Genomic DNA, 4,868 nt, shown 5'->3' with positions numbered 1-4,868 from the left:
GCCGGCGAGATCGAAACTTCGATGATGCTGGCGCTGAAACCCGAGCAGGTGGACATGGCGCAGGCGCAGGATTTTCATTCGACCTCGCAAGACCGGGCCGAAAAATTCAGCATCCTGGGCGATGGCCGCAGCGCCAAGCTGGCCTGGCAGATGCAGGACTACAACCCGCAGGGTGCGGTCGGCAATGCCGCTGCCGCCACTGCCGACAAGGGCCGTGCGCTGCTGGGCGCTGCGGGTCGCAGCCTGGCGCAACTGCTGATTGAAATGGACCAGCTGCCTGCCGACACCTTGAGCAACCAGACCGCGTTCTGACGGGCGCCAAATTCTGGCGGGCCCACCGGCCACCGCTTCGCTCCCTTCGTTCCTGATGCGATCCTGATGGGCCCGGTGTTACGCTGATTCCATGATGAATGTTCCCACGCTTCAGGACAGTGGCGTCGCCTCGGGCCGAGGCTGGCTGACGGTTGCGTTGCTGCTGCTGGCGGCCACCCTGGTCAGCCTGTTGCTCGACCAGCATGTGGCGCTGATGAGCCAGGCCATGATTTATGTGCTGGCGGTCGTCATCGCCTCGTACAAGCTGGGCTGGGCTGAATCGGCTGCGTGCGCGGTCGGTGCCGTGACCGCCCTGAATTTCTTTTTTGTGCCGCCGCGCTGGACCCTGGCCGTCGAAAATCGCGAACTCTTCATCGGGCTGGCGACCATGCTGGTGGTCGCCCTGGTGATCAGCCATCTGGCCACGGGTATCCGGCGCGAGTCCGAGATGGCCCGCCTCAGTGAGCGGCGGGCGCGCCAGTTGCAGGCCTTGTCCACCGAGCTGGCCAACGCGGTGTCTGCGGCGCAGGTCCTGTCGCTCGGGCAGAAGGCGCTGGACGCGGCATTCGCCGGGCCTTGCACCCTGGTGCTGGCCAATGACGCGCAGGAGTTGGCCGACACGGCGGCGCTGCCGGCGCCGCTGCTCGATGGCCTGCGCAGCGCCATGACCGAGGCGGCCGTGCTCGGGCCGGGAACCGGGCGCTGGCCTGGGCTCAATGCCTGGTACCTGCCCTTGGGTGACAAGGGGCGTATCGTCGGCGCCGCCTGTATCCGGCCCGCCCCGGCCGGTGATGTGGACGGGCGGGAACATGCCCAGGCGCTGTGCGCGCTGCTGGCGCAAGCCTTGTGGCGCCTGCGCCTGGCCGCATCGGTACTCGCCGCACAGAGCGAAATGCAGCGCCATCAATTGCAAAGCACCTTTCTCGCCGCGGTGTCGCACGATCTGCGCACGCCGCTGGCCGCCATCGTGGGCGCTGCATCGTCCCTGCAAACCCAGCGCGACCGGCTGCCGCAGCCGGATCAGGACCGGCTGCTGGCCAGCATCATCAACGAGGCCGCCTATCTGTCCAATGTGACCGAGAACACCCTGCAGTTCGTCAGGCTGTCGAGTGCGGGGCAGGCACTCAGGCGCGACTGGGAATCGATCGAGGAGATTGTCGGCGCGGTGCTCGCGCGCGTGCGCCAGCATGACCCGCAGCGCCGCATCAAGTCCAAAGTGGCGAGTGGCTTGCCGCTGCTCAAGGCGGATCCGGTGCTGCTGGCCCAGATGCTGGGCAACCTGCTCGACAACGCGCTGAAGTACAGCGATGGTGCCATCGAGCTGACCGTGAGAGTGAGCGCCGAGGGCCGGGAACTGGACGTCGCGGTGAAAGACCGCGGGCCCGGTGTGCCCGAGGCGGAGCAGGAAAGCATTTTTGAGCCCTATGCGCGCGGTGAACAGTCCGGCCACCGCGGCGCCGGTCTCGGCCTGGCGGTGTGCCGCGCCATTGCGGCCGCCCATGGCGGTCGGCTGACGTTCAGGCGGCGTAACGGTGGCGGCAGCTGCTTCAGCGCCAGCCTGCCGATAGAGGCCCAGCAACCCGTAAAGGACTTGCCATGAGCCTGCGGGTGCTGGTCGTCGAGGACGACCGTGAAATACGGGCGCTGATGCAGTCTTCCCTGGCGGTCGAGGGCTTTGCCGTCCAGACCGCGGTGTCGCTGAGCGAGGCCAGCGCACTGCTGCGCCACGACCCGCCCGATGTCATCGTTCTCGATTTGGGGCTGCCCGATGGGGATGGCGTGCAACTGGTGCGCGAAGTGCGCCAGCACAAGTCGGTGCCCATCATCGTGGTGTCGGCCCGCCACCAGGAGGCGCAGAAGATCGCGCTGCTCGATGCGGGGGCCGATGATTACCTGACCAAGCCCTTCAGCGTGGGCGAGCTGCTGGCGCGCATCCGGGTGGCCTTGCGGCATCGCGGTACGGCGCTGGCCGCGGCCGTGACGCTGCATGAACTGGAAGATCTGCGCATCGATCTGGCGGCGCATGCGGTGCAGCGTGGCGGCGAAACCCTGCACCTGACGCCGACGGAATTCAAGCTGCTGGCGCGTCTGGTGCGCAGTGCGGGCCGGGTGGTGACGCATAGGCAGCTGCTGGCCGATGTCTGGGGCCCCGAATTCACCGAGCACACGCATTATTTGAGGCTTTACATGGCCCAGCTGCGCGCAAAAATCGAGAGCGATCCGGCCGAGCCGCGGCATCTGCTGACCGAAACAGGCGTCGGCTACCGGCTGGCGGACGCTTGAGACCCTCCCTCCTTATGCGTTCCTGATGCCCGGGCGGCGATAGTCGCGGCCTGTTCTCCATCGATCGCCTTCAATGCGTAAATTTTCGGATAAACAAGGGGTTGCCGCGCTGACCCTGGGCGCCATTGGCGTGGTCTACGGCGACATCGGCACCAGCCCGCTGTACACCATGAAGGAAATCTTCGGCCCCGCCACCGGTATTCCCCTGGACGCCGCTCACCTCATAGGCGCCGTGTCGGTAATCTTTTGGGGCCTGATGATGATCGTCACGCTGAAGTACGTGGTGCTGATCCTGCGTGCCAGCAACCGTGGCGAAGGCGGCATCATGGCGCTGACGGCCCTGGCGGCCCATGCCGCCGGCAAGACGCCGGGGCGCCGCACCGCACTGCTGCTGACCGGCGTGCTCGGCGCCGCGCTGTTTTACGGCGACAGCGTGATCACGCCCGCCATTTCGGTGTTGAGCGCGGTCGAGGGGCTGGAGGTGGTGGCGCCCAGACTCAAAGCGTATGTGCTGCCCATTTCCATCGCCGTGCTGGTGGGGCTGTTTGTCGTGCAGCGGCACGGCACCGGCGTGGTCGGCAAGCTGTTTGGTCCGGTGATCGTGCTCTGGTTCGGCGTGCTGGCGGTCACGGGGGTGCTGCAAATCATGCAGCAGCCGGCCATTCTGGCCGCGCTCAACCCCTGGAATGCCCTGGCTTTTTTGCACGCGCAGGGATGGCACCTGTTTGTCGCAATCGGGGCCATCGTGCTCGCCTTCACCGGCGTCGAGGCGCTGTATGCCGACATGGGCCATTTCGGCAAGCGGCCGATCCAGCTGGCCTGGATGGGCCTGGTGCTGCCGGCCCTGGCGCTCAACTACATGGGCCAGGGCGCGCTGCTGATGCGCGACCCTTCCGCGCTGGAAAACCCGTTCTACCGCCTGTTTCCGCAGGCCTGGCTGGTTCCCGCGGTGATGCTGGCGACCTGTGCCACGGTGATTGCTTCGCAGGCGGTGATTTCCGGTGCCTACTCCATGACCCGGCAGGCGATTCAGCTCGGCCTGCTGCCGCGCATGCAGGTGCACTACACCTCGGCCAGGGAGGCCGGCCAGATCTACATGCCGCAGGTCAACTGGATACTGCTGGTGGCGGTGTTGCTGGCCGTGCTGGGCTTTGGCAGTTCGTCGGCGCTGGCGGCCGCCTACGGCATTGCGGTGACCATGACGATGCTGATCACGACGGTGCTGACATTCTTTGTCGTGCGCCATGGCTGGGGCTATCCGCTGCCGCTGGCGCTGGCCGCCACCGGCGTTTTCCTGGCGCTCGATGGCGTGCTGGTCGTGGCCTGCTCGCTCAAGTTCTGGCAGGGCGGCTGGTTCCCGCTGGTGCTGGGCGTGGCCATTTTCATACTCATGGCCACCTGGAAGCGCGGACGTGAACTGCTGATCGAGAGCATCCGCAACGACGACCCGGAACTGTTGCCCTTCATCACCGGCCTGGTGAAAGACAACATCCATCAAATCCCGCGCACGGCGGTGTACGCCGTCGCCAACCCCGACACCGTGCCGCAGGCGCTGCTGCACAACCTCAAGCACAACCAGGTGATTCACGAGCGCAACCTGATTCTCACCGTGGTGTTCCACGAAGTGCCCTGGATTCCGTTCGAGCAGCGGGTGCAGGTCACGCCGCTGGCGCCCGGTTTCTGGCGGGTCGTGGTGAACTACGGGTTCAAGAACACGCCCGACATTCCGCAGGCCCTGGAACTGTGTCGTGGCCAGGGCCTGGCCCTCAATCTGTTTGAAATTTCTTACTTCCTGAGTCGTGAAACCGTCGTGCCGACCCCGGGGGCCGGCATGGCGCATTGGCGTGAAGCCCTGTTTGCCGCCATGTCACGCAACGCGGGCAGCGTCGTGGGGTTCATGCGCCTGCCCAATAACTGCGTGATTGAACTCGGAACGCGGGTGCAGATTTAGCGCGCCGAATTGAGCGCTCCCAGCCTCAACCCCAGGCCGCGGGCGTAGCCGGCCCGAGACTGAATCCCTGGCCCTTGCGCGCGATAGCCAAATTCTGACAGCACCGCTCGACAAAGGCTGACACCGGCCGGGGACTGCCGGCGGATACTCGGTCCATGCAGTCACACACTTTGTATTTGCGTCAGGGGCGGCCGGTGGGGGTGCTGGTCGCGGGCCTGTTGTTGCTGGGCCTGACCGCCTGCGGCGACACCGCCAAGCTACCCGACACGGCCGGCATGGGGGCGACCCCGACGCTGCCCAGACCGATTTCCGGCCTGATCCC

Annotated in this window: 4 protein-coding genes; all 4 read left to right on the top strand. The window is 66.1% G+C overall.

Going from position 1 to position 4,868, the window contains the following annotated elements:
- Positions 1-312 (top strand): creatininase family protein (locus RMO23_RS15310; RefSeq protein ID WP_309683333.1); only part of this gene is annotated, 312 nt, incomplete at its 5' end.
- Between the two features lie 91 nt (positions 313-403).
- Positions 404-1,912 carry an ATP-binding protein gene (locus RMO23_RS15305; RefSeq protein WP_309683331.1) on the top strand — a complete coding sequence of 503 codons (1,509 nt, stop codon included), beginning with the start codon at positions 404-406 and terminating at the stop codon, positions 1,910-1,912.
- Positions 1,909-2,595: a response regulator gene (locus RMO23_RS15300; RefSeq protein WP_309683329.1), complete on the top strand. Its 687-nt coding sequence runs from the start codon at positions 1,909-1,911 to the stop codon at positions 2,593-2,595. Before RMO23_RS15305 ends, RMO23_RS15300 begins: the two co-directional genes overlap by 4 nt.
- 73 nt (positions 2,596-2,668) lie before the next feature.
- Positions 2,669-4,546 carry a potassium transporter Kup gene (locus RMO23_RS15295; RefSeq protein WP_309683327.1) on the top strand — a complete coding sequence of 626 codons (1,878 nt, stop codon included), beginning with the start codon at positions 2,669-2,671 and terminating at the stop codon, positions 4,544-4,546.
- The last annotated feature ends 322 nt before the right edge of the window (positions 4,547-4,868 follow it).

The sequence above is a fragment of the Polaromonas sp. genome (genome assembly GCF_031411155.1).
Lineage (GTDB): Bacteria > Pseudomonadota > Gammaproteobacteria > Burkholderiales > Burkholderiaceae_C > Polaromonas.
This window is presented reverse-complemented; position numbering and strand designations above follow the sequence as displayed.

Excerpts from the sequence above, each read along its gene's own strand:
- RMO23_RS15300 (WP_309683329.1), top strand. The coding sequence starts at position 1,909 with ATGAGCCTGCGGGTGCTGGTCGTCGAGGACGACCGTGAAATACGGGCG.
- RMO23_RS15305 (WP_309683331.1), top strand. The coding sequence starts at position 404 with ATGATGAATGTTCCCACGCTTCAGGACAGTGGCGTCGCCTCGGGCCGA.
- RMO23_RS15295 (WP_309683327.1), top strand. The coding sequence starts at position 2,669 with ATGCGTAAATTTTCGGATAAACAAGGGGTTGCCGCGCTGACCCTGGGC.